Origin of the sequence: Burkholderia sp. CpTa8-5, assembly GCF_017815045.1 — a bacterium.
Classification (GTDB): Bacteria; Pseudomonadota; Gammaproteobacteria; order Burkholderiales; family Burkholderiaceae; genus Burkholderia; species Burkholderia sola.
The window spans coordinates 23,855-48,481 of sequence record NZ_JAGIQD010000023.1; the positions used below are offsets into that span (position 1 = coordinate 23,855).

The 24,627-nt window shown below is 67.0% G+C and carries 22 protein-coding genes, 1 tRNA gene and 1 pseudogene; 2 read left to right on the forward strand and 22 right to left on the reverse strand.

Annotated elements, in window-relative coordinates:
* The 16 genes from J8I35_RS26930 to J8I35_RS27005 are packed head-to-tail and all read right to left on the reverse strand — an operon-like array spanning position 1 to position 15,974.
* Positions 1–1,224 carry a beta-ketoacyl synthase N-terminal-like domain-containing protein gene (locus J8I35_RS26930; protein WP_209927802.1) on the reverse strand — a complete coding sequence of 408 codons (1,224 nt, stop codon included), beginning with the start codon at positions 1,222–1,224 and terminating at the stop codon, positions 1–3.
* Positions 1,221–2,450: a beta-ketoacyl-ACP synthase gene (locus J8I35_RS26935; RefSeq protein WP_050012955.1), complete on the reverse strand. Its 1,230-nt coding sequence runs from the start codon at positions 2,448–2,450 to the stop codon at positions 1,221–1,223. The genes J8I35_RS26930 and J8I35_RS26935 overlap by 4 nt, the downstream gene beginning before the upstream one ends.
* Positions 2,450–3,175 carry a 3-ketoacyl-ACP reductase FabG2 gene (locus J8I35_RS26940; RefSeq protein ID WP_209927804.1) on the reverse strand — a complete coding sequence of 242 codons (726 nt, stop codon included), beginning with the start codon at positions 3,173–3,175 and terminating at the stop codon, positions 2,450–2,452. The genes J8I35_RS26935 and J8I35_RS26940 overlap by 1 nt, the downstream gene beginning before the upstream one ends.
* The gene (locus tag J8I35_RS26945; RefSeq protein WP_209927806.1) at positions 3,172–3,675 is read right to left on the reverse strand and encodes a hotdog family protein; all 504 of its coding nucleotides are present in this window, start codon (positions 3,673–3,675) and stop codon (positions 3,172–3,174) included. Before J8I35_RS26945 ends, J8I35_RS26940 begins: the two co-directional genes overlap by 4 nt.
* 1 nt (position 3,676) lies before the next feature.
* Positions 3,677–4,864, reverse strand: coding sequence for a beta-ketoacyl-[acyl-carrier-protein] synthase family protein (locus J8I35_RS26950; RefSeq protein WP_209927808.1), 1,188 nt, complete (start codon positions 4,862–4,864; stop codon positions 3,677–3,679).
* Entirely contained in the window at positions 4,861–7,269 is a 2,409-nt protein-coding gene (locus J8I35_RS26955) for an MMPL family transporter (RefSeq protein WP_209927810.1), read from the reverse strand. Before J8I35_RS26955 ends, J8I35_RS26950 begins: the two co-directional genes overlap by 4 nt.
* The gene (locus J8I35_RS26960) at positions 7,269–7,934 is read right to left on the reverse strand and encodes an outer membrane lipoprotein carrier protein LolA (protein WP_050012960.1); all 666 of its coding nucleotides are present in this window, start codon (positions 7,932–7,934) and stop codon (positions 7,269–7,271) included. The genes J8I35_RS26955 and J8I35_RS26960 overlap by 1 nt, the downstream gene beginning before the upstream one ends.
* The gene (locus J8I35_RS26965; RefSeq protein WP_050012961.1) at positions 7,925–8,353 is read right to left on the reverse strand and encodes a thioesterase family protein; all 429 of its coding nucleotides are present in this window, start codon (positions 8,351–8,353) and stop codon (positions 7,925–7,927) included. The genes J8I35_RS26960 and J8I35_RS26965 overlap by 10 nt, the downstream gene beginning before the upstream one ends.
* On the reverse strand, positions 8,350–9,960 hold the full coding sequence (locus J8I35_RS26970) for an aromatic amino acid ammonia-lyase (RefSeq protein WP_209927812.1): 1,611 nt from the start codon (positions 9,958–9,960) through the stop codon (positions 8,350–8,352). The genes J8I35_RS26965 and J8I35_RS26970 overlap by 4 nt, the downstream gene beginning before the upstream one ends.
* Complete coding sequence (locus tag J8I35_RS26975) at positions 9,947–11,653, reverse strand: glycosyltransferase family 2 protein (protein WP_209927813.1); 1,707 nt, start codon at positions 11,651–11,653, stop codon at positions 9,947–9,949. Before J8I35_RS26975 ends, J8I35_RS26970 begins: the two co-directional genes overlap by 14 nt.
* Positions 11,653–13,341 (reverse strand): AMP-binding protein, encoded by a 1,689-nt coding sequence (locus tag J8I35_RS26980; RefSeq protein WP_124556732.1) that lies wholly within the window; start codon positions 13,339–13,341, stop codon positions 11,653–11,655. Before J8I35_RS26980 ends, J8I35_RS26975 begins: the two co-directional genes overlap by 1 nt.
* On the reverse strand, positions 13,338–13,958 hold the full coding sequence (locus tag J8I35_RS26985) for a hypothetical protein (protein WP_185624963.1): 621 nt from the start codon (positions 13,956–13,958) through the stop codon (positions 13,338–13,340). Before J8I35_RS26985 ends, J8I35_RS26980 begins: the two co-directional genes overlap by 4 nt.
* Positions 13,959–13,975: 17 nt before the next feature.
* On the reverse strand, positions 13,976–14,224 hold the full coding sequence (locus tag J8I35_RS26990; protein WP_050012965.1) for an acyl carrier protein: 249 nt from the start codon (positions 14,222–14,224) through the stop codon (positions 13,976–13,978).
* Positions 14,221–14,526 carry a phosphopantetheine-binding protein gene (locus tag J8I35_RS26995; protein WP_050012966.1) on the reverse strand — a complete coding sequence of 102 codons (306 nt, stop codon included), beginning with the start codon at positions 14,524–14,526 and terminating at the stop codon, positions 14,221–14,223. Before J8I35_RS26995 ends, J8I35_RS26990 begins: the two co-directional genes overlap by 4 nt.
* Positions 14,501–15,295 (reverse strand): lysophospholipid acyltransferase family protein, encoded by a 795-nt coding sequence (locus J8I35_RS27000; RefSeq protein ID WP_050012967.1) that lies wholly within the window; start codon positions 15,293–15,295, stop codon positions 14,501–14,503. Before J8I35_RS27000 ends, J8I35_RS26995 begins: the two co-directional genes overlap by 26 nt.
* Positions 15,279–15,974 carry a beta-ketoacyl synthase chain length factor gene (locus J8I35_RS27005; RefSeq protein ID WP_089488582.1) on the reverse strand — a complete coding sequence of 232 codons (696 nt, stop codon included), beginning with the start codon at positions 15,972–15,974 and terminating at the stop codon, positions 15,279–15,281. Before J8I35_RS27005 ends, J8I35_RS27000 begins: the two co-directional genes overlap by 17 nt.
* A 297-nt stretch (positions 15,975–16,271) precedes the next feature.
* Here J8I35_RS27005 and J8I35_RS27010 point away from each other — a divergent pair.
* Positions 16,272–16,736, forward strand: a pseudogene (locus J8I35_RS27010) (IS30 family transposase); the annotation flags it as partial.
* A 298-nt stretch (positions 16,737–17,034) separates the two neighbouring features.
* Here the strand turns inward: J8I35_RS27010 and J8I35_RS27015 are convergent.
* The 6 genes from J8I35_RS27015 to cysS form a co-directional block, all read right to left on the reverse strand.
* A tRNA-Ser gene (locus tag J8I35_RS27015) sits at positions 17,035–17,128 on the reverse strand.
* A 110-nt stretch (positions 17,129–17,238) separates the two neighbouring features.
* Positions 17,239–18,492, reverse strand: coding sequence for an aspartate kinase (locus J8I35_RS27020; RefSeq protein ID WP_050012969.1), 1,254 nt, complete (start codon positions 18,490–18,492; stop codon positions 17,239–17,241).
* Positions 18,493–18,834: 342 nt separating this feature from the next.
* Entirely contained in the window at positions 18,835–20,256 is a 1,422-nt protein-coding gene (gene tilS / locus J8I35_RS27025) for a tRNA lysidine(34) synthetase TilS (RefSeq protein WP_124594018.1), read from the reverse strand.
* A 46-nt stretch (positions 20,257–20,302) separates the two neighbouring features.
* Positions 20,303–21,274: an acetyl-CoA carboxylase carboxyltransferase subunit alpha gene (locus J8I35_RS27030; protein WP_006478433.1), complete on the reverse strand. Its 972-nt coding sequence runs from the start codon at positions 21,272–21,274 to the stop codon at positions 20,303–20,305.
* A 103-nt stretch (positions 21,275–21,377) separates the two neighbouring features.
* Complete coding sequence (locus J8I35_RS27035; RefSeq protein WP_124556731.1) at positions 21,378–22,205, reverse strand: DNA-3-methyladenine glycosylase; 828 nt, start codon at positions 22,203–22,205, stop codon at positions 21,378–21,380.
* A 43-nt stretch (positions 22,206–22,248) separates the two neighbouring features.
* Positions 22,249–23,646 carry a cysteine--tRNA ligase gene (gene cysS, locus J8I35_RS27040; RefSeq protein ID WP_124651481.1) on the reverse strand — a complete coding sequence of 466 codons (1,398 nt, stop codon included), beginning with the start codon at positions 23,644–23,646 and terminating at the stop codon, positions 22,249–22,251.
* A 234-nt stretch (positions 23,647–23,880) separates the two neighbouring features.
* On the opposite strand from cysS, the gene J8I35_RS27045 reads away from it, so the two are divergent.
* Positions 23,881–24,603 carry a tetratricopeptide repeat protein gene (locus J8I35_RS27045; protein WP_175977991.1) on the forward strand — a complete coding sequence of 241 codons (723 nt, stop codon included), beginning with the start codon at positions 23,881–23,883 and terminating at the stop codon, positions 24,601–24,603.
* Positions 24,604–24,627 lie beyond the last annotated feature (24 nt).

Below are 24,627 nucleotides of genomic sequence, written 5' to 3' on the forward strand. Positions count from 1 at the left end.
TCAATCGCCCTTCCAGGCGTCCAACAACACACTTGCACAGCTGCCGCCGAATCCGAACGAAACCGACAGCGCGCGTTCGATCGCGAATTCGCGCGCGTCGCGCACGAGCGGCATGCCGGCTATCGCGGGATCGGGCACATCGCCGACGGCCGAGCCCGCGACGAAGCCGTCGCGCATCATCAGGATCGTATAGATCGCTTCATGCGCACCGCTCGCGCCGAGCGGATGCCCCGTCATTCCCTTCGTCGACGAGAACGCCGGCACGTCGCCGCCGAATACGTCGCCGAGCGCTTTCAGTTCCTCGACGTCGCCGCGCTGCGTCGACGGCGCGTGCGTATTGACGTAGTCCGGACGCCGTTCGCCGCCATGTTCGAGCGCGCCACGCATCGCGCGCGCCATCCCCGGCGCATGCGGCATCGCCATGCCGGCGTTGTCCGTGCATTGGCCGAATCCGCTGATCTCCGCATGAATTCGCGCGCCGCGCGCGCGTGCATGCTCGAGCGATTCGAGCACCAGAATGCCGGCGCCGGACGCGATCACGAAACCATCCCTGTCAAGCGCATACGGACGCGACGCGCGGTCCGGCGTGTCGTTGAAACCGCTGGACAACACGCCCATCGCGTCGAACATCAACGTCATGTTGTCGTGCAGCGCCTCGCTTCCACCGGCCAGCACGATGTCCTGGCACCCGGAGCGGATCAATTGCGCCGCTTGCCCGATCGCGAGCGCCCCGCTCGTGCACGCGGACGACGGCGAGTACGACACGCCCTCGATGCCGAACAACTGCGCGACGCATGCCGACGCCGTGCTGCTCATCGCCTTCGGCACGACATAGGGCGGCGTCTTGTCGATGCCGCGATGCTGCGCGATCGTCATCGCGTCGTCGTAGTCGGCCATCGATCCGATGCCGGACCCGACGATCGCGCCCACGCGCGGCGAACGGAGCACGTCGGCAGCGAGGCACGCATCGTCGAGCGCCGACGCGGCCGCATGCGCGGCAAAGCGCGCCGTGTCGCCCATGAAGCGTTCGTGCTTGCGGGCAAACCGCGCTGCCGGGGCGACCGACGCCACGCCGGCGACCTGGCTGCGAAAACCGCGCTCGCGCCATGCGTCCACGCGGCTCACACCCGAGTGACCGGCGCGCAGCGCGGCCGATACTTCGTCGAGCGCGTTGCCGAGGCACGACACGATGCCGAGCCCCGTGACGACGACGCGCGCCGTCATGCGGCGACCCGCCGGAAGATCAGCGACGTGTTGATCCCGCCGAACGCGAAGTTGTTGCTCATCACGAATTCCGCTTCGATCCGGCGCGCGTCGCCGACGATGTAGTCGAGCGGCGCGCAGGCCGGATCGATCGTATCGAGATTGAGCGTCGGCACATACCAGTTGCGCTTCATCATCTCGATCGTCCACCACGCCTCGAGCGCACCACATGCGCCCAGCGTATGCCCCACATAGCTCTTCAGCGAGCTGATCGGCATGCGTTCGCCGAATACGGACGCCGTCGCATGACTTTCCGCGACGTCGCCCCGGTCGGTCGACGTGCCGTGCGCGTTCACGTAGGCGATCGCATCGGCATCGAGCGCCGCATCGCGCAGCGCGACACGCATCGCGACCGCCATCGTCTCCGCGGTCGGCTGGGTGATGTGCGCGCCGTCGGAATTGCAGCCGAAACCGACGATCTCCGCATGGATCGTCGCGCCGCGCGCCATCGCGTGCTCGTATTCCTCGAGCACGAGCGTCGCCGCGCCTTCACCGACCACCAGCCCGTCGCGATCGGCATCGAACGGCCGCGGCGTCAGGTTCGCGGCATCGTTGCGCGTGCTCGTCGCGTACAGCGTATCGAACACCGCGACCGCCGGGCCGGACAACTCCTCCGCGCCGCCCGCCAGCATCAGCGCCTGCTTGCCCGTCGCGATCGCCTCGTACGCGTAGCCGATTGCCTGGCTGCCGGACGCGCAGGCCGACGACGTCGGCACGATCCGGCCTTTCAGATCCCAGAACAGGCTGACGTTGACTGCCGTGGTGTGCGGCATCATCTGCACGTAGCTGTTCGACGTGACGTCGCGCATCGATCCCGTCTCGATCATCGTGCCGAACGCGCGGATCGGCTCGACCGATCCCGACGACGACCCGTACGCGACACCCATCCGGCCGTCCCGGATCGACGCGTCGTCGCCCAGCCCCGCATCGGCCAGTGCCAGTTCGCTCGCGCGCACCGCGTACATCGATACGGGCCCCATCGAACGGGTCTTCTTGCGCGGATACGTGCGCGGCAGCTCGAAGGCCGGCAGCGGGCACGCGAGCCGCGTATGCAGCGCTTCGTAGCAGTCCCATTCCGGCATGTAACGCACCGCGTTGCGCCCGTCGCGCAGGCGCGCCTCGATGTCCGCCCAGCTTTGACCGAAGGCGGTCACGCCGCCCATTCCCGTCACGACTACTCGCTTCATCACACCATCCCGCCGTTGACGCCGATCACTTGCCGGGTGACGTAGGTCGCCGCATCCGACATCAGGAAGCCGACCACCGCCGCGACTTCGTCAGGCTGGCCGACGCGGCCCATCGGGACCGTCTTCAATGCCTGTTCCAGCGGCACGTCGTCGAGCATGCCGGTATCGACCAGCCCGGGCGCGACGCAATTGACGGTGATCTTTCGCGATGCCAGTTCGACCGCCAGCGCCTTGGTCGCGCCGATCAGGCCGGCCTTCGCGGCGCTGTAGTTGACCTGGCCGCGATTGCCCATCACGCCCGACACGGACGCGATCGTCACGATTCGGCCGCCGCCGCGCAGACGCACCATCGGCATGGTCAGCGGATGAACGACGTTGTAGAACGCGTCCAGCCCGGTTTCGATCACGATATCCCAGTCCTCCTCGGACAGCGCCGGAAACGCGCCATCCCGCGTCACGCCCGCGCTGCAGACGATCCCGTAGTACGCGCCGTGCGCGTCGACGTCGGCCTCCAGTTCACGCCGGCACACCGCGCGATCGCGCACGTCGAACTGCAGCACGCTCGCCGTGCCGCCCTGCGCGCGAATCGTCGCGGCGACGCTTTCCGCGTCGTCGCGGCCGGTGCGGCAATGAACCGTCACGGCGAAACCGTCGGATGCCAAGCGCAGTGCCACGGCGCGGCCGATGCCGCGGCTCGCCCCTGTCACGAGAACTCGCCGAGTCATGAATTGAAACTCCCTTCGATAAAAGTCTGAAAATCGCTCGGTTGGTACACCTTGACGACGGCTTCCGCGCAGCACTCGCCGTCGGCATGAATCGCGCACTCGTACGCGCCGTGCCCCTCTTCGCCGCGCAACAGTTCCCGCGCGACGATGCGCAGCGTCGTGTCCGTGCCGAACGCGGGGCGATGCGCGACATAGCGGTTCGCGCCGAGCAATACGCCCGGCTTCGCCCGGCCGCCCGCATGCGCGGCGAGCAGGCCGACGTGCGCGGCGATCGCCTGCGCCATCAGCTCGATGCCGATCCACGCCGGCATCGCACCGCTGTCGTCGGCGTACCACGCATCGCGGCGCGCCATCGCGCTCACCTCGATGCCGGTTTCCGAGCAGCGCTCGATCGAGTCGAGCAGCAGCATCGTGCCGCGATGCGGCAGCACGTCGCGCACGTCGCCGACAGGAATATCCGCGCCGCCGTGCAGCGCGTCGATCAATGGTCCGGCTTGCATGTCAGGTCCCCAGAATCAGGCTGGCATTGCTGCCGCCGAAAGCGAACGAATTGCTCATTACGTAACGTCCGGTGGCATCGCCGGCCAGACGGCGCTCGCCGTCGACGAGGTCGAGTGCCGGCAGCGCCGGATCGTGCTCGCCGTCCCAGACGTGCGCCGGCAGCGCGATCCCGCGGGCCAATGTCAGCCAGCCGAATCCCAGCTCGGTCGCGCCTGCCGCGCCGAGCATGTGCCCCGTCAGCGGCTTGGTTCCGCTCGCCGGCACGCCGTGCGGAAACACGCGGGCCGTCACGTTCGCTTCCATCTCGTCGTTCAGCCGCGTCGCGGTCGCATGCAGGTTCACGTAGCCGATCGCGGACGCAGCCACACCCGCGTCCGCGAGCGCGGCGCGCAACGCGTCCTCGGCGCCGTGGCCCGCCGGATCCGGCGCCGAGATGTGATGCGCATCGCTCGACTCGCCGACGCCGGCCAGGCGAACCGCCGCTTCGTCGCGGCTCATCACGAACAGCGCGGCGCCTTCGCCGATCGTGATACCGCAGCGGTTCCGGCTCATCGGATTGGTCCGGCCCGGGCTGACCGATTCGAGCGACGCGAAGCCCTGCAGCGTGAGCTCGCACAGCGAATCCGCACCGCCGACGACGACCGCATCGCAGAGCTTCAGCCGCAGCAGGCGGCGCGCGGCCGCGAACGCCTTCGCACTCGACGTGCAGGCCGTCGACAGCGTATAGGCCGGCCCGCCGACACGGAGTACGGCCCGCACGAACGGCGCGGCCGTGCCGATTTCCATCTGTCGATAGTCGAATCCGGCGGGTGTCGTGCCGGTCGCGGCACGCTCGGCGAGCGCCTGTTCCGCCGCCTGAATGCCGGACGTACTCGTGCCGATCACGACCCCGACCCGGCGCGGACCATGGCGCGCGATCGCCGCGGCGATGGACGATTCGATCTGCGCGAGCGCGGCGAGCAGCAGCCGGTTGTTCCGGCAGTCGAAATGCGCGAGCGCGTCAGGCGGCGCGATGTCGAGCGCGGACCGTACGTGCCCGACCCAGCCGCCGGCGGGAACGTCGGTACGCGGCGTCATGCCCGGTGCGACGCCCGCGCGCAATGCGGCGACGATCTCGTCGGTCGTTGCGCCAAGCGCGTTGATCATGCCGGGCGCGGACAGGTAGACCGGCGTCTGTTTCGAATTCATGCGCGACGCTCCTTGGCGGATGGCGTGGCGAGCGGTGCGAACAGCACCGACAATACGATGCCGATCGCGAGCGTCGTGCCGAAGCTGCGCAGCGCGGGCATCGCGCTCGCGCCGAGCATGCCGAACGACAGCAACGTCGTGGCCGCCGACAGCAGCACGCCGGTCCATACGGCGCCGATCCCGGCCTGGTCGCGCAGGCATCCTTCGCGGAGGAACACGGCGTAATTGGCGCCCACGCCAAGCACCAGCATCAGTGCCAGCCAGTTGAACAGCGTGAGCGGCACCCGCGCATAGCCGAACGCCGCGAGCGTCAACGCGATGGCGAACACGACCGGCAACGTCGTCGCGATGCCGCCGCGCATGCCGTATCGCCACGTCAGCAGCGCGGCGACCACGACCAATGCGCCGATCAACCACAGGCCGCTGTCGACCCGATACGCGCCGAACAGGTTCGACACGCTCGCGGCCTTGTCGACCCACGATACGCCCGGCAGCGTGCGCGCGAGGGCCGCGAACGTCGCCGCGTTCGTCGCATCGACCCGTTCCGGAATCGCGAGTGCCGCATCGACGGGACCGGCGCTACCGTCGACGCGCCCGAGCCACAGATGCCGGAACGGCGCCGACCAGCGTGCCGCCAGCCAGCTGTCGACCGACAGCGTCGCCCGAGCATCGCGGGAAAACGCCTGAATCCATGCGTCGGCGACGTCGTCGCGGAAACCCGCTTTCGCGAGCGTCTCGCGCAGCGCGGCGACATCGGCGAACACGTGCGCGTCGAGCACGGCGCGGTCATGTGCCTGCTGCTTCGCCGACGGCACGAACGTCGCGATCGACTGGATGCGGCCGAGCTGCTGCCGATCGAGCGCTCCGACCAGCGCCTCGGAGCGCTCGAGTACCTGTTCCTGCGACGCACCCTGGATGACGAAGAACTGTGCCGTATTCGCCAGTCCGACCGCCGCCCGGATATTGCCTTCCTGTCGAGCAAGACTCGCATCGCGCTGAACCAGCAGATGAATGTCGTCATCGCTCGTCAAGCGCGCCCAGCCCGGAATCGCGACCAGCGCAACGAGCACCGCGGCGGCCACGGCACGCCGGCCCGCGAGCAGCGACTGCCATCCGCTCAGCAGGCGCGCGGCGCCCGAGAAAACGCGGGACGGCACGCGCCGCGGCGCCTGCGTCAGCATGAGCGGCAAGAAGCCGGTCACGGCGGCGAATGCGCAGAGGATCCCGACGATCGCAAAGCACGCGATCTGCTTGAGCGCCGGGAACGGCACCCACATCAGGATCGCGTAACCGAGCAGGCTCGTCGCCAGCGCCACCGCGAGCGCCGGCCGCACCGCCGCCGCGCCGCGCCGCGCGTCCCACTGCCGCCCCGCGGACAGGTACGCGACGAAATACTGGATCGAATAATCGACGGCCTCGCCGATCAGGCTCACGCCGAACACCAGCGTCAGCAGGTGCAGCTTGCCGAATACGAGCAGCGTCGCCGCCAGCGCGCACACGATGCCGAATGCCGTCGACGCAAACGCGAGCACCAGCAGACGCGGCGAACGGAATACGCTCATCAGCAGCAGCGCGATGCCCGCCAGCGACACGGCGCCGATCACGTGCACGTCGCGCTCCGCGCTGGCGCGTGCGGCTTGCGCATAAAACACCGCGCCGGCCCGGTCGACACGAACGCCGCGAAAGTCCGTCGCCAGCGCTTGCTCCGCATCGGCCGTCGCGATACGCACCGCGTGCTGGACCCTGGATTCATAGGCCGAGCCCGGCAGCGACGTCATCACGAGCACACCCGTTGCCCCGTCGCGATGCGACACCAGCATCCCGTCTTCGAGCGACAGACTCGATGCGGCGAGCGGCAGTTCGCCGAGCCAGTGCTGCAGCCAGCCGAACGGATCGTCGGCCACGGCGGTCTGCAGCCCATCGACCGGCGGCGCATAGAGCCGCCGGGTCAACCGTTCACCGAGCGTGGCGTCGCCTTGTTCGAGGGACCGGCGATCCGCGTCCGTCAGCAGGCCGAAACGGGCCGGCAGGTAGGTGGCCGCGATCTGCGACAGGTCGAACGGCGGCACCTCGACCGTCACCGACCGAAATGCGCCGCTCGCGCCGAGCCGCGCGCCAAACCGCTTCGCGGCGGCTTTCGCGCGGGCGGCGTCCCGGTCAGTCACCAGGTAGACGGTGCGATTGCCGAGCGCATCGCCCAGCATGTCGACCGCGCGTTCGGCAACCGGGTTCGCCTCCGTGGCCGGCAGCAACGCGAGCAGGTTCGTCTGCAGCGGCGCCGGCCCACTGAAGCGCCACAGGATGTAGGCGACGGCCGCCAGCGTGACGAGCAGCCATGCGGCGCACTGCACGCGCCGCCGGGCCCGTTCGCCCGCCACGCCGATCGCGTCGCGCGCCGGGTCCATCAACGCGCCTCCAGCCACGCGCGCTCGGCAGGCGCAGGCGCGTCGACCGGCGTCGTCCGCCCGAACTCGAGCACGGTCACGTTGCCGTTCGCGAACGTCATGTCGAGCCGGCCGAGATAGGCGCCGCCACGCATGTCGAGCATGCGGATCGCCTGGGCGAGCTGCGGCTGATTCGGCCGCAGGACCATTCGCCAACGCTCCGGCGTGCCGCTCGCGTCGACGTCGAATTGCGCGTACAGCGCGGACAGGTCGCCGCCCAGCATGTCGCGCATCATGCGCGACACCTGTGCGACGCCACGGCCGCCACTACTGGACGCGACGAGGCGCCCGTCCGCGCCCGCCTCGCGCACGCCGCGGTCGGTAATCACATAAGTGGCCTTGTAGGGCGTCTCGATTCGCCAGATGACGCCCGACCGGCGATCGAACAACATCGATCCGGTGCTGACGAGCGGTTGCTTCATCGCCGACAGCGTCTGGGTCTGTCGAAAATCCGCGCGTATCGCGTCGACCCGCGCCAGCCGCATCGCGATGTCGGACACGAGCGCGGCATTCTCCGGCCGGGTCGCGGGGGTCGGCACCGGAGCGGCCATCGCGTCACCGCCGGCGAGCACCGCACAGGCGGCGAACATCGCCACCAGCCGTCTGCGGATCGGATTCAGGCCCATTGCGCACGCACCCGTTCGATCAGGGCCGGCGGCGCCACGAACTGCAGCTCGCGCGTCGTCGCATCGACCGCCAGTTGCACCGTATACCCCTTCGTCAGACGCTCGCCGGAGGCCGCATCGACGATTTCGTAACCGATCTTCAGCCGGTTCTCGAATTCGAGCAGCGTCGCACGCACGTCGAGCTGCTGGCTGTAATGGGCCGGGCGAACGTACTTCAGATGTGCCTCCACGACCGGCCACAGGTAGCCTGACGCCAGCATCGCCGGATAGTCGTAGTCGATCATGCGCAGCAACGCCGCGCGGCTGCTTTCGAAGTACTTCAGGTAATGACCGTGCCAGCAGACGTTCATCGCGTCGACATCGTGAAACAGGACCTCGACGCGAGCCGTCGCGGTCAGCGGCGGACGAGATGCGTTCATGCCGCCTCCCCGCGCCGGATGCCGCCGGATGCTTCGCCGATCGGCTCGCATGCCGCAAGACGCGCGGTCAGCGCACGCAGCTCCGCTTCGAGCGGCCGGTCCTCGACCACCAGCGGCGACTGGCGGCCAACGTCGTCGATGAACGCGCGCAGCGCAGGCGAAAGCTGTGTCCCGGGGGCGTCGCGCAGACGCAGCCGGGCGGCCTGCACGGTCGCGAGCACATGCGCGGCGGCAACCTGTTCGGTCAGCGCCAGCACGCGCAGGCAATCACGCGCGGCGATGGTCCCCATGCTGACCTTGTCCTGATTGTGCGACTCGGTCGAACGCGAGAACACGCTGGCCGGCATCGTATGCTTCAGCGCCTCCGCGGTCCACGCGGAAGAAGAAATCTGCACGGCCTTGAACCCGTGGTTGATCGCCACGCGCTCCGGCGCCGCGCCGGTCAGGTTGCGCGGCAGTCCGTTGCTGAACTTGTCGTCGACCAGCAGCGCGAGCTGGCGGTCCATCAGATCGGCGAGGTTCGCCACGGCGGTCTTCAGCGCGTCCATCGCGAACGCGATGTGACCGCCGTAGAAATTGCCACCGTGCAGCACGCATCCTTCGTCCGGATCGATCAGCGGATTGTCGTTCGCACTGTTCAGTTCGTTCTCGATGTCGCGACGCATCCACGACAACGCGTCGCGCGCCACGCCGATCACGTGCGGCGCGCACCGCACCGAATAGCGATCCTGCAGACGGCGTCCGGGGAGTTCATCGCGCCCGGCGAGATCGGCGCGTATCCATGCGGCCGCCTCAGCCTGCCCCGCATGCGGTTTCGCGTCGAACAATCGTGCATCGAAGTGCCCCGCCCGCCCGTCGAGCGCGACGGTCGTCAATGCGGTCAGCCGGGCCGCCATCCGCGTCAGGTGATCGGCACGGGCGAAGGCAAGACAGGCCAGGCCGGTCATGACCGCCGTGCCGTTCATCAAGGCCAGTCCTTCTTTCGGTGCAAGCGACAGCGGCGCGCGACCGATCGCGTCCCACGCGGCGCGCGCGTCCCGTTCGTCGCCATCGAACGATACGGTGCGCTCGCCGACCAGCGCCGCTGCGACATAGGACAGCGGTGTCAGGTCGCCGCTGGCGCCAACCGAGCCTTCCGACGGAATGCGCGGCAGGATCCGGTGATTCACGAGATCGGCCAGCCGTTCGAGCAACAGGAAGCGCACGCCCGAGTAGCCGAACGCGAGCGAGTTGAGCCGAGCGACGACGATCGAGAGCGTTTGCGTCGCGTCGAACCAGTCGCCCATCCCGCACCCGTGATAGCGCGTCAGTTGCAGCGGCAGCGCTTCGACGAGCGCCGGCGGCACCTCGACCACGCACGCGTCGCCATAGCCGGTCGTTACCCCGTAAAGCGTGCCGCCATTCGCGAGATAGTCGCGCAGCCAGGTTGCGCCGCGCTCGATCCGCGCGCGCCATTCGGGCGCCGCGTTCAGCGCGACCGGCGCACCGTCGCGGGCGACCGTGACGACGTCCTCGATCGTCAGATGCCGGCCGCCGATCACGACGGGCGGCCGGTTCGCGTGCGCGGCGGCGGTCCCCGCGGCGTCGTTCATGTCATGCTCGGCCACGCGGACCTCCATCGGGCCGCGCCCAGAAATCGAAGAAGTTGAACCATTGATAGGGAGCCTTGCGGCAATAGTGTTCGAGCCGCGCGGCATAGCGCTGCGCCCATTCGGCAACGTGGCCCGCGCGCTCGCGGCGCGGCAGCTCGATCCGGTCGGCGAACGGTTCGAAATAGAGCCGGTAGCCGCGCCCCTCCTTCAGGCAGAAGAACAGGTAGACCGGGCAACCGAGCGCGTGCGCGAGGATGTACGGGCCCTGCGCGAACGGCGCCGTCGCGTCGAGGAAACAGGCGTCGACCGTCTTGCCGGAATCGCGCGGCGGCACGCGGTCGCCGACGATCACGAGCAACTCGCCCGCGTCGATGCGCGACTGCATCATCATCGCCGTATCCGGCCCGAAGTCCGCCACTTCGACGAGCTGCTTGCCGAATTCCCGATTCGCGCCGGCCAGCACACCGGTAAAACGCTTCGCATGCTCGGTGTAGACGATCGCCGTCACCTTCGTGTGCGCGTCGCGCAGCGCAAGCGCCCGGGTCATCTCCAGGTTGCCCAGGTGCGCGCCGATCACGAGCGCGCCGCGCCCGCTCGCGGCGAGCGTATCGAACGCGGACGAATCGTCGAAGCGCACGTCGAGTTCGTCGAGACGGCCTGACCATGCGACGAACTTGTCGAATCCCGCCTGCGCGAAGGCAAGCATGTGCCGGTACGCACTGCGCCATCCCGGCTTCGGCACGTCCACCGCTCGCGCGTCGCGCAGCCGCGCGATATAGGCATGCGACGCGGTGCGCGCCGTGCGATTCGTCAGCACGAAGTAACCGACGATCGGATGCAGCCAGAGCGACGTGAAGCCCTTGCCGAACCAGCGGCAACTGAGCGCCAGCAACGCCATGCCGATACGGCTGCCGCGTTCCGGCAGGCGCCACCACGCGCGCGTGCGCGCCGCCGGCGATGCGCCGCGCCGCCCGACGAGCCGACGGGTCAGCAGCATCGGTGCGCGCGCCAGCATCCCCGCGACGAGCCGCGCATGGCTCATGCTGATGCGCACGTTGTCGCGCCAGACGTCGAAATGCGACACGCCGTCGGCCGGGTAGACGACGCGCGTCGGGACCGTCTTGAACGTCAGCCCGCGCCAGTGCAGCCGGACCAGGATTTCGCTGTCGAAAGCCATTCGGGTCGGCATCGATACCGCGTCGATCAGTTCGCAAACGGCAGCGACCGGATAAAGCCGAAACCCGCACATCGCATCGGGGATGTCGAGCGACAGCGTTTCGATCCATACCCACACGTGCGTGAGGTAGCGGCCATACAGGCGGGCCTTCGGCACGCTGTCGTCGAAACGCGGCCGGCCCAGGATCACGGCGTCCGGCGCCGCCTGCGCGGCCGCCACGAACGTCGGCACGTCGGCGGCATCGTGCTGGCCGTCGGCATCGATCTGAATCGCGTGCCGATAGCCGCGGGCGCGCGCGGCGCGCAATCCTTCCATGACCGCCGCGCCCTTTCCGGCGTTGACGGGCAACCGCAGCAGCGTCACCGACGGCGCATAGTGCGCGGCCAGCGCGGCCAGCACCTGTTGCGTCGGTGCATCGCTGCCGTCGTCGACCACCAGGATCGGCAGGCCGTGCACGACGAGGCGCGCCAGCGTGCCGCCGATCGCTTCGCGATGGTTGTAGATCGGAATGACGATGCAGGTGTCGCTCATCACTCCGCCGCGCCGTAGACCAACACGCCCGACGTGCATTCCCGCCCGGCGCAGCGAAACGCGAAGCGCGCACGTCCGCGTACGGGGTCGTGCGCGATACGCAACGCCAGCACCGCACCCGGCGGCACCGGCGCCTTGAATTTCAGGTGTTCGATGGAACGGATGGCGCGCGCGGCCGGTATTTCGCGGCCGGCGAGGCGTGCGGCCCAGTCGATTTGCACGACACCGGGCAGGATCGGCAGCCCCGGAAAATGCCCGTCGAAATGCGCGAGCGCGGCCGGCACGCGCAGCTCGTAATGCAACGCGTCGTCGCTGCGCCACGAAGCGAGCAGTTCGAAACCCTCCGGCGTGGCCGTGAACGCGGCCGCCAGCGCGACGGCCGGCAATTTGCCGCGCGCATCGAACGGCATCGTGTGCGGGAATCGCCAGTAGCGCGGCAAGGCGGCCGCGTCGAAGTACGCGCCGAGCGCATGCCGCAAGATCGTGGCAACCGCAAGTCGCCCCTCGCTCGCCAGTGCGTCGCGCCCTGCCGCGGTCAATACCGCGACGACGCCGACGTGCGCACGGGTCGTGCCGTCGACCACCACGGCCGCCGCCTGCTCGACGTAGGCGTGCGCATGTAACCGCGCCTCGAGTTCGGGCAGCGAAACACGCTTGCCGTCGAGCTTGACGACGCGATCGCGCCGCCCCGCGAGTGCGAAGCGACCATACGCGTCGAAGCGCGCGGTGTCGTCGGTGGGGTGCCAGCGGTCGTGACCGAGATGGGCGGAACGCACGCACAGCACGCCGTCGTCATCGCAACGCACGTCGACGCCCGTCAGCGGCTGCCACGCGGACGAGACATCCTGACGCCGCCACGCGATGCCGCCGGTTTCGGTGCTGCCGAAGATCTCCAGCGGCGCGGCGCCGAACGCGTTCGAATAGACGATCGCTGCATCGGCCGACAGCGGGCCGCCCGACGAGAAGAACGCGCATGGCGGCGGCGCCTGCATCGGAAAGCCGGGTAACGCCGGCCAGCGCATCAGTTGCGACGGCGTGGAAACCACGACACCGCCACCGTATTCGGCCAGCCGCTGCTGCAGTTGCAGCGGCTCGAGCACCGGCATTCGGTCGAACGCACGGCCCGCTGCCAGCGGCCACAGAATCCTGAAGAGCAGTCCGTAGATGTGGTGATGCGGCACGCTCGACAGCGTCACCGCCGCCCCGATACGGTCGCCCCACTCGCGCTGCAGGGTGCGCACTTCGGCATCGAACTGCGCGAGCGACTTCCGCACCGGTTTCGCGGTGCCGCTGCTGCCCGACGTATAAAGCGTCACCGCGGCGGCAGCGTCGATCGGGCGGGCGGTGATATCCGATTCGCCCGCCGTGTCGCGCTCGCACGCGGCCAGTGCCGGCGCATCCAGCACCAGGTCGTATGCATGAGCCAGATCGCCGAGGTAGCCTGGCGCGTTGCTCGCCGGAATCACGATTTCCCCGTGGGTCGCCGCGACCGCGAAGAATGCGCACGCGAACGCGTATGGATCGTCCGTGCAGATCGCGACCCGACGCGCGCCGCGCGCGTCCACCAGCCGGGCGATGGCGTCCACGCGGGCCCGCAGGTCCCGCAGCGTCAGCAGCGCGGTGCCGTCGCGACAGACCGCCACGCCGCTATCGACTTCAGCACACAGCATCTCGTGCAGTGCGATCATGCGACACCCGCCCGTTTCCGCGTCGGTACGACGACGAACCTGCGCCACAGCCACTCGCCCGCAAGCAGCATCCCGATCAGCACGTACGCGATCAGCCCGTTGTAGAGCGCCCATGATTCACGGCTCCAGTACAGCGCCGTATAAACCGAAAAACCGCCGTTGACGATGAAGAACGCGCACCACGCCTGGGTGACGCGCCGCGTATACCGGACGATTGCCGGGCCGGGCTCGGGATAGGTCAGTCGTGCGAATTTTTCGATCATTGTCGGACCGTGCCGCAGGGTGGCGCCGAACGCGACCAGCAAACCGGCACTCACGCATGCGGGATAAAGATGAAGAAGTCGCTCGCTATCGGTCACGGCGATCGCGACCGACAACGCGGTCAATGCACCGGCCACGCACCAGTCGAGCGTCGTGAGCCGTTTGAGCGCCTGCGCCAGCGGGCCCTTGCCGATCGTGCGCTGCAGCCACAGCAACGCAACCAGCAGGCAACCGACGTAACGCGGCGACATGCTTTGCCACGCAAACAGGATGACGAGCGGATAGGCCACGACCAGCGCCACCCTGGCAGCGACCGCTGACCAGCGCGGCAGGATCGTGCCTGTAGTCGCCCGCATGCCCGTCACCGTGATCGTCACGCGCGCGCGAGCAGCGCGTGAACGGCGGCAACGACGTCACCGACGGTCCGAACCGACTTGAACTCTTCGGGCTTGATGCGCTTGCCCGTCATTTCCTGAAGCTTGATGGCCAGATCGACTGCGTCGATGCTGTCCAGGTCGAGTTCCTCGAACAGGTGCGTATCGGGCGTCACGCGCTCGGGCTCGATCGCGAAATTCTCATGAAAGATCGCGCGGATGCGCTCCAGGATTTCAGCGTCGGTCACGAGTGGGCCCCTTTTTCCAGCACGGCTTCTTGCGATGCGTGATGAGACTGCTGATCGGCAATGAAGGCCGCCAGCGTGTTGATCGACCGGAAATGCGCTTTCGTGCGCTCGTCGTTCGCCGCGATCGTCAATTGAAACTTCTTGCGCAGCATGATGCCGACTTCCAGTGCATCAACGGAATCGAGCCCGATCCCGTCGGTCGAGAATAGCGGCGCGTCGTCGTCGATTTCGTCGACCGTCATGTCGCTAAGATCGAGCATCTCGATCAGAAGCTGCTTAATTTGCAGTTTTAAAGTATCCATGCTGAAACAGGCGTTGAGTAATGTGTACTTCCACCTCGCGGGCAATGCTGCGAGCGGCAATCGACGGCGGCGCCACGCTCGGCGCCAGCCGGTTCGGATCCATCGGTTCCAGCACGTCGATGCGCATGCGAAACGCACGAGACGGCACGTGATACCAACGAAGCGTCTTGGTAAATACCGGCGGATCGCAATCGATCAGAACCGGCTGGATCCGCGTGCGCGACTGCAGCGCCATATGCGCGAAGCCGCGCGAGAACGCATGCAGGCGATCGCCCCCTGGGCTGCGCGTCCCTTCCGGAAAGATGATCATCGTGTAGCCCGCCGCCAGTTGCCTCGCTCCGGCCTCGACGAGATCAGTGGCATCTGCATTGCTTACGTACTCGGCTGCACGGACGATGCCCCAGAAACACGGGTTGCCCCAGTGACCGCGCTTGACGACGCAGCATGCCTTCGGCGTCAACGACAGCAGCACCATGACGTCGAGCCAGGTCGGGTGATTGGCGACAACGATTGCCGGGCCGCCTTTTGCAAGGCGCTCGACGCCGCTCAGCTCGAGCCTCATCACGCCGATACGCTGCAGTAATGCAACCAGCGCGCGGAAGAAATAATGGATGACAAGTGTCACGCCGCGCTGACGCGAGCGCCGGTGCGGCCATACCCCGCCGACGACGATTGCCAGCAACGAGAACACCGATCCGCACAGCGCAAAAAAAACCAGGCTCGCGCCAGTCGCGAACAGGCGCCAGCCGTAGTCAAGCCGCGCGATCATGCCAGCTCCATCGCCACGATGCGTGCTGACCGCGCCACGACGCCGTCGTGCGCGCCGACAGACAACGCAGCACCGCCGCGCTTTGCGTACCGGCCGCATCGCCGGTCGCCCCCGCCTCACTCGGGCCATCCTCCGCCACTTCACAGACCAGATGACCGGCCGGCTCGCCGGCATCGAGCAGAATCGCCAGCCCCACGCTCTCCGTGTCGTCATCGACGTCGCCGTAGACGGGATCGGCCGGCTCGTGCGCATAGACGAGCAACACCGGCGATGCCGGCGACGTTTCGTATTGGGAATAAGCTTCGAGCAGCGCGTAACCGAGCGTTTCATGCCCGGCCGCGACCGCGGTCGCGGCGGACCGGTCACGCCGGGCGATTCCGAATATGCCTGTAACGGCATTGAGGACCGAAAGACTGAAGGCCGTCGGCGAAACAGGTTCCGCGGCGCCAATGGCGGCGAGAATGCCGCTGGTACGCACCAGTTCGCCGTGACGCGATGCGAATACCACACGCACCGGATTTTCCGTCCCGACACAGTCGTAGGCGACCTGAAGCGCGAGACGCGACAGCCGGCTCAAGCGACGTCGCACCATCGGATCGAGGGCTTCGACGCCCGGCACCCCCGCGGTCGAAATCGACGTCCATCTGGCGATTGGCATGGTCCAATGCAAATCGGCCATTTTTTTGTTCTCTTTGAGATTACTTCGCTGAGGGTAATTTTTCTATTGTGCTGCTCGCCAGTGCGCTGTCACACCCCGCTTTCGCCGAGCGCGCTGTCGTGTATATCGGCCTCAACGGAGGAGACATCGACTTATGGGCTCCCGAGCCACATATGCCCGATAAGACAAGCAATCACATCAGTGAGCACAATACGATCGCACTGCCAACCAGCTTAACTTATCCGGCGCATTGTTTCGGCGAGACTGTAGCAGGACCGTCGCGCAAAATCAACGCGAGGGCCCGGCGCACATCGGCATTTGATACTGTTTGCAAATTGTAATGAAGCCATCGATCCGGGGTCCTCGGAACGCGCTGAAGTATGGCTCGTCAGCAGTCGAAGAAGGATCAGTGAACGCCCCGCCACGCCGGAGGATCGCGCAATACCCAAACACCGGAAAGGCGACTTGCTATTGGGCAACGCAAGTGGCCGGATTTCGATCGTCGTCGAACGCCAAAACCGGTTTGTGATGCCGGTTAAAGTAGCCGGCAAGGATGCCGAAGCCGTGGTCAACACATTGATACGACATGCCAGCGAATTATCGCCGAAACGATATAAGTCGCTGGCCTGGGACCGGGGTATGGAAATGGCGAATCACAAAGGCTTTACGGTCGCAATCGACGTTCGGGTCTCTTTCCGCGATCCGCGGAATCCGGGGCAACGCGACTCGAATGAAAACATGAATGGGCTGCCGAGGCAGTACTTCACGAAGAGTACTGACGTCTCTGCCTATTCCCAAGCCGAGCTCGACACCATGGCAAGAGGGCTCAACCAACGCCCCTCGAGACGCAGAACCTTGATACTCCGGTTGAGCAGTTCCATCAATTTGCGGCATCGACCGGTTAATTTCGCACCCAACGCTAGCCGTTCCTTTACATGGAGCGGCAATAACCCGTCACACCGCCTCCGACCGTCGAAATGCGCACGGACCCGCGCGGAGCAGGGTTGCAAGGGTCTACGGAGGAGCCGAAAAAGAAAAAGCCCCGCAAGTCCGAGAACTTGCGGGGCTTTGTCACCGCTTTTGGCGGAGACGGAGGGATTCGAACCCTCGATCCAGGTTTTGGCCCAGATGCTCCCTTAGCAGGGGAGTGCCTTCGACCTCTCGGCCACGTCTCCCAAACTTTCGCTCGCACCAGGGAGGCAGTGCGACGAGAACGAAATAATATAGGGTTTCGAACCGCGCGTCAATTTCCGTGACGCATTTTCTTCAATGCATCACGAAAAATTCACGACGCCTGGTCGAGTTCGAACACCTTGTGCAACGCTCGGACGGCCAGTTCCATGTACTTTTCGTCGATCAGCACCGAAATCTTGATTTCGGACGTCGAGATCATCTGGATGTTGATGCCCTCTTCCGACAGCGTGCGAAACATCTTGCTCGCGACGCCCACGTGCGAACGCATGCCGACGCCGACGACCGACACCTTCGACACCTTCGGGTCGCCCTGCACGCGCTCGGCGCTCACATGGCCCTGCACCTGGTTGGTGAGGATGTCCATCGCCTTCTGGTAGTCGCCGCGACCAACCGTGAACGTGAAGTCGGTTTTGCCTTCGACGCTCTGGTTCTGGATGATCATGTCGACGTCGACGTTCGCATCGGCCACCGGGCCGAGGATCTGATATGCGATGCCCGGCTTGTCGGGCACGCCCATCACCGCAATGCGTGCTTCGTCGCGCTGGAACGCGATGCCGGAAATGACTGCCTTTTCCATGGTCTCGTCTTCTTCAAAAGTAATCAGGGTGCCCGAGCGCATTTCTTCGTCGAGCGCAATCAGCGGATCGGTCAGGCTCGACAGCACACGCGTCTTCACCTGGTATTTGCCGGCGAATTCGACCGAGCGGATCTGCAGGACCTTCGAGCCGAGGCTGGCCATTTCCAGCATCTCCTCGAACGTCACGCGATCGAGGCGGCGCGCCTCTTCGACGACGCGCGGATCGGTCGTGTAGACGCCGTCGACGTCGGTATAGATCAGGCACTCTTCGGCGCCCAGCGCAGCGGCCACCGCCACCGCCGACGTGTCCGAACCGCCGCGGCCCAGCGTCGTGATGTGGCCGTCCGGATCGACGCCCTGGAAGCCCGTGATGATCACGACCTTGCGGGCGTTCAGGTCGGCCTTCACGCGCTCGTCGTCGATCGAGTGAATGCGTGCCTTCGTAAACGCGCTGTCCGTCTTGATCGGCACTTGCCAGCCGGCATAGCTCACGGCCTCGACGCCGATTTCCTGCAGCGCGATCGACAGCAGGCCGACGCTGACCTGCTCGCCGGTCGACGCGATCATGTCGAGCTCACGCGGGCTCGGCTGGCTCGAAATCTCTTTCGCAAGACCGAGCAGACGGTTGGTTTCGCCGGACATCGCCGAAGGCACGACCACCATCTGGTGCCCGGCCTGATGCCATTTTGCGACGCGTTTCGCGACGTTCTTGATGCGCTCGACCGAGCCCATCGAAGTGCCGCCGTATTTGTGTACGATGAGTGCCATTGTCGTTCTGAACTGGAGGAGAAGCCGCACGGGCGCGCTGGGCAGGCCGCGTTGCCGTTCGGTCACGCGGCTTGTGGCTGTGGACGGACGACGAGGGGGACGGCTGGGACGCAACACGCAAGCGTGACGGATTTTGCCCGGAAGGCCGATCAGGCCGCGCAAACCGGGTACGTCACGCGGAAAACCTGCACAAAACGCTCAAAAATCGAGCCGAGCAAACGACCGAGCGTACCCGATAGACGCCCACTTGACAAGCCGCGCGCCGTGTCGCCGGCCGTTCCGGCGCTGTTTACCAAATGGTGAAAATGGGCGCGCCATCGCGCAGCCGGCAGCCCGCCGCCGCTATGCGATCAGCAGGTCGGGACGCCATTCGAGCCGGCGCCATGCGGCGGCGCCCAACGTCGCGTCGGCAAGCTCGCCGATGTCGCGATTGACGCCCAGCCGCGGCACGTAGATCAGCCGGTCACCCGCGAACAGCAGCGGCACGTCGCGCTGCCAGGCCGGCACGCCGCGCTCCTGGAATAGATTCTTCAGCGTCCGGCCAGGCCCGCCCGGCGACGTGCGCATCCGTTCGCCGCCGGCCCGCGCACGCGCCGCCAGCCGCGCACCGCGCAGCAGCCCCTCCGGCACCGCATCGGCGCTGCCCGCATCGGCCGGCGCGAACACGAACGTGCCGCGCCATCCCGGCAGGTGCCACACGTCCTGTCCGTCCCATGCGAGTGCCACCTCCGGTTGCGACGTACCCGTGCCGTCGTCGGCGGGCTCGCTGCTGTCGCCCGCTTCCCAGTAGACGACGTCGCGATAGAGCCGCAGGCACTGCCCCGCGTGATCGACGCGCAGCGCATGCGCGTCGTGGGCCGCCCGCAGTTGCCGCATCATGTTGGCGAGCCGGGCCGCCGACGCGCCCGGCAAACCGAGCCGGCGCATCCAGAAGCGCAGCAGGTTCGCGCCGCGCGTGTCGTCGAAGCCGATCAGCGCGTCGCGCGACAGCGCCTGACCGTCATCGCGCGCGGCGACAGCGAAATCCAGCTCGGCCAGATCGTCGAGCAGCCGCTGAGCGGCCGCCGCATGCTGGGCCGCACGACCGAGCGCGTCGCGAAAGCCCGGGAAATGCACGGCCAGCGCCGGCAGCACGTCGACGCGCAGCGCATTGCGCGCATAGCGCGTATCACCGTTCGATTCGTCGTCGATCCACGCGAGCGCGTGCTGCTCCGCATAGCGCTCAAGTTGTGCGCGCAACAGTCTCAGCAATGGACGCACGCGCTCGATGCTCACGCCGTCGGGGCGATAACGCGGGGCCATCGCGGCGAGCCCCGCGATTCCCGCCCCGCGCAGCAGTTGCAGCAGCACCGTCTCGGCCTGGTCGTCCGCATGTTGCGCGAGCCACAGCGCCGCCACGCCGTGGCGCTCGCCCATCTCGTCGAGCGCCGCGTAGCGACGCTCGCGCGCCGTCGCCTCGATACCGAGCCCGCTGTCGCGCGGCACGTCGACGCGCATCGATTCGAACGCGACACCGAGCCGCGCCGCCTGCCCTTCGGCATGCGCGACCCACGCATCGGCGTTCGCGCTCAGGCCGTGATGCACGTGCAGCGCGACGCAGCGCGATGCGCCCGCGACGCGCACGGCCGCATCGAGCAGCACGGTCGAATCGAGGCCGCCGCTGTACGCGATCGCGATGCGCGCATCCGGCGGCAGGCCGGAAAGCGCAACGCCGACCGCGTCGAGTACGACGCGGTCGGTGGAGAATTCGGTGGGCGGGATCACGAGCGGGACGCGCGCGCAGCGGCGCGCGCATTGAATACACGGCCGGTCATGCGCCCGGCGTGGTTTCCTTGAACTTGCCGTAGGCCATCAGGCGCTCGAAGCGGCGCTCGCGCAGCGCATCGATGCTCATGCCCTGGAACTGGCGCAGCGAATCGGCCAGCGCACGGCGCAGCAGCGCGGCCATGCCCTTCGGATCGCGATGCGCGCCGCCGAGCGGCTCGTTGATGATCTTGTCGATCAGGCCGAGCGCCTTCAGGCGGTGCGCGGTCAGGCCCAGCGCTTCCGCGGCTTCCGGCGCCTTCGCGGCGCTCTTCCACAGGATCGACGCGCAGCCTTCCGGCGAGATCACCGAGTAGGTCGAGAACTGCAGCATCATCACGGTATCGGCCACGGCGATCGCGAGCGCGCCGCCCGAACCGCCCTCGCCGATCACCGTCGTGATGATCGGCGTCTTCAACTCGGCCATCACGTACAGGTTGCGGCCGATCGCCTCCGACTGGCCGCGCTCTTCCGCGCCGATGCCCGGGTACGCGCCCGGCGTGTCGACGAACGTGAAGATCGGCAGTCCGAACTTCTCGGCCAGACGCATCAGGCGTTCGGCCTTGCGATAGCCTTCCGGACGCGGCATCCCGAAGTTGCGCGCGGCGCGCTCCTTCGTGTCGCGACCCTTCTGGTGACCGATCACCATGCACGGATGGCCGCCGAAGCGCGCGAGACCGCCGACGATCGACAGGTCGTCCGCGAACGCGCGATCGCCATGCAGCTCGTGAAAATCGGTAAACAGTTCCGCGACGTAATCGAGCGTGTACGGCCGCTGCGGATGCCGCGCGATCTGCGAAACCTGCCACGGCGACAGGTTCGCGTAGAGGTCTTTCGTCAGTTGCTGGCTTTTCTTCGACAGCCGCTCGATTTCTTCCGAAATATCGACAGCCGAGTCGTCCTGCACGAACCGCAGCTCTTCGATCTTGGCCTCGAGTTCGGCGATCGGCTGTTCGAAATCCAGAAATGTGGTCTTCATGTGTTCGAATCCTTGGGTCTTGCGGCAGCGCGTATTCTACCCGCGCGGGCGATGCTCAAAACCGGCTCTCAACTATTGATGTTTAAAACCCGATAGCCGGCGCTCAGGCGTCGGCGTCGGGCGCATCGAGACTGCGCCACATGTACCAGGTCGCGACGGTGCGCCACGGCTCCCAGTTGGCCGCAACCTCGCGCGCCTCGCTGCGCGTGACGGGTTCTCCGCTGAAGTAATTGACGCTGATCGCGCGGATCAGGCCCGGGTCGTCGAGCGGCAGCACGTCCGGCCGCGACAGGTTGAAGATCAGGAACATCTCGGCCGTCCAGCGGCTGATGCCGCGGATCTGCGTGAGTTCCGCGATCACGTCCTCGTCGTCCATCGACATCCATTTGTCGACGTGCAGCGCCCCCGACACGAAATGCTGCGCGAGATCGAGGATGTATTCCGTCTTGCGCTTGGACAACCCGCACGCGATCAGCTTGTCCGCGCCGAGCCGGATCACCGGTTGCGGCGCGAGCTTCGGACAGGCGTCCTCGATGCACGCCCACAGCGACTGGGCGGACGGCACCGAAATCTGCTGGCCGACGACCGAGCGCGCGAGCGTGACGAACGGGTCGCCGCGCTTCACGAGATGCGCGGGACCGAACTTCGGAATCAGTTTCTTCAGGATCCGGTCGCGCTTGACGAGGTCCGCGCACGCCTTGTCCCAATAGGCGGGGCGCACGACGACCTCCTCGCCGTCCGCCTCGGACGCACGGGTCTTGCGGGCCGCGTCGGCGGCCGGCAGCGCGGCTGCCGGCTGCGCATGACCGTTCAGCGCGCCGTTCGGCACGGCGCGTGTCGCGTCCGCCTTCGTCGCCGGGACGCGCTTGGCTGCCGGACGCGCGGCGACCGGAGTCGCGCGCCTGACCGGCGCTTTTCTGGCCGTTGCCATCTTGCCTCCTACCTGACGGATCGGTCAGTGGAACGCGCCGCGCTCATACGCGACGCCATTCGGTCGATCCGCCCGGTTTGTCTTCAAGTGCGATGCCGGCTTCGAGCAGTTCCGCCCGGATCCGGTCCGCTTCGGCATAGTCCTTCGCTTGCTTCGCCGCGACGCGCGCGGCGATCTTCGCTTCGATCTCGTCGGCCGCGAGCCCGCCCGCCTGCGCGGCGCCGGACGCCTGCTGCAGGAACGCGCGCGGTTCGCGGCCCAGCAGGCCGAGCAGGCCCGCCAGTTGTTTCAGTTGCCGCGCGAGCGACGCATCGCGCGTGCGGTTGACTTCGCCCGCCAGCTCGAACAGCGTCGCCACCGCGACCGGCGTGTTGAAATCGTCGTTCATCGCGGCCGCGAAACGCTGTGCGTGCGGCTCGTTCCAGTCGAGCGGGAGCGTGTCGGGCTCGACATCCTTCAGCGCGGTGTACAGACGCGTGAGCGACGCGCGTGCATCGTCGAGATGCACGTCGCTGTAATTGAGCGGCGAACGGTAGTGCGTGCGCACGATGAAGAAGCGCATGACTTCCGCGTCGTAACGCTCGAGCACTTCGCGGATCGTGAAGAAGTTGCCGAGCGATTTCGACATCTTCTCGTTGTCGACCTGCACGAAGCCGTTGTGCATCCAGTAATTGACGAACGTCTCGCCGGTCGCGCCTTCGCTCTGCGCGATCTCGTTCTCGTGGTGCGGGAATTGCAGATCCTGCCCGCCGCCGTGGATGTCGAAATGATTGCCGAGCAGCGAGCAGCCCATCGCCGAGCACTCGATGTGCCAGCCCGGACGCCCCATCCCGTACTTCGACGCCCACGACGCGCCGTCCGGCTCGTCCGCCTTCGCGCGCTTCCACAGCACGAAGTCGAGCGGATCCTGCTTCGCGTCGTTCGCGGCGACGCGTTCGCCCGCGCGGAGATCGTCCAGCGACTTGCCCGACAGCTTCCCGTAGTTCGCGAACTTGCGCACCGAGTAATTGACGTCGCCGTCGGTCGCCTGGTACGCGTAGCCGTTCGCCTCGAGCGTCTCGATCATGCCGAGCATCTGCGGGATAAACTGCGTCGCGCGCGGCTCGATGTCGGGCCGCTGGATGCCGAGCGCGGCTTCATCCTCGTGCATCGCGCCGATGAAGCGGTCGGTCAGCGACTTGATCGTCTCGCCGTTCTCGACCGCGCGGCGGATGATCTTGTCCTCGATGTCGGTGATGTTGCGCACGTACGTGACCCGATAGCCGATCGCACGCAGCCAGCGCTGGACGAGGTCGAACACGACCAGCATGCGCGCATGGCCCACGTGACAATAGTCGTAGACGGTGATCCCGCATACGTACATCCGCACTTCGCCGGGCTGGCGCGGCACGAAAACTTGCTTGTCACGCGCGAGCGTGTTGTAGATGCGCAGTGATTCCATAGAGATGAACCGTGAGCCGAAGGAAACCGCCCTGGCGAAGCTCGCCCAGCATGTGAAACGGACGGACCATCTGCCGCGGCGCCAGGCCGCGCGTCCTCGATATCACATGGGGCGGTCAGGCTGCAAGCACAGCGGTGACGGCCACGAGAGGCTAAGAAAGACTGTCTGCCGCTCGCCGGAACGCGCAGACGTTTTGTTAGAATGGGTCGGAGTATAACATTCCGATTTACGCCTATGAAACCTCATCGCGGCCGCGCGCCGAGCGCTGCGACCCTCGTTGCGACCACCGTCATGGGCGTCGCGCTGACGCTTTTCGCAGCGCCTGCGGCGCATGCGCAAAAGGCCCCGGCGGTCGCCGACGGCACCCCGGAAGTCGACGCATCGATCGCCGGCAAGCAGTGGAAGCAGGCGCTCGCGCAGCTCGACGCGCGCATCGCGTCGAACCCGCGCGACGTGCAGGCGCAGTTCAAGCGCGGCACCGTGCTGGCCCGCCTGAACCGCGACGACGACGCGATCCAGCAGTTCGTCGCGATCACGCAGGCGTACCCCGAACTGCCCGAGCCGTACAACAATCTCGCGGCGCTCTACGCGAAGCACGGCCGCTATGACGAAGCGCGCACCGCGCTCGTCACCGCGACGCAATCGAACCCGAGCTACTCGCTCGCGTACGAGAACCTCGGCGATCTGTACCTGCGCCTCGCGGCCGAATCGTACAAGCGCGCGCAATCGCTCGGCCGCACGAGCGGCGCGACCGCGCAGCGCCTCGCCGATCTGCAGAAAATCGTGTCGCCGTCGAAAGCCGCGCCAAACGCCCGCGCGACGTCGCCGGCCACGCGCGACTACACCGACCGCGCCGCCGCGAACGTGAGCACCACCACGCTGCCGATGTCGCCGACGTTCCAGTTCAGCGGTCCGTCGGGCGCACTGGCGGCACCGTACGTCGCGCCGTCTAAATAAGCGGCGCGGCCTTCCTTCCCTCCC